Source organism: Bacillus sp. SIMBA_005 (genome assembly GCF_046535585.1).
Classification (GTDB): domain Bacteria; phylum Bacillota; class Bacilli; order Bacillales; family Bacillaceae; genus Bacillus; species Bacillus pumilus.
In genome coordinates, this window is the sequence record NZ_JAWRWI010000769.1 from 1 (window position 1) to 254 (window position 254).

General features: G+C 74.4%; 1 protein-coding gene. It reads left to right on the plus strand.

Annotated features, from left to right (window positions below; translation table 11 throughout):
- On the plus strand, window positions 1-254 hold a 254-nt coding region (locus tag SB660_RS22145), incomplete at both ends, for a hypothetical protein (RefSeq protein WP_486304220.1).

Below are 254 nucleotides of genomic sequence, written 5' to 3' on the forward strand. Positions count from 1 at the left end.
CGCGGCCGGCGTGCTCGCCTATGCGCTCATGGACCTTCAGGAGGCCGGCGCCCTTCCCGGGCCGTTCACCGCGGCGGCTCCGATCGACCCGGTCACGGGCGGTGTGGCGGTCGGCTGGGCGGGCCTGCCGTTCGGCTGGGCGTTCGACGTCTCGGCGACGATCGCGCCCGGCGGACCGCTCGCGGCGATCCTGCAGGCCACCGTCGGGTTCATGCCCGCGATGACCTGGCTGCAGGTGATCGCGTGGACGCTCT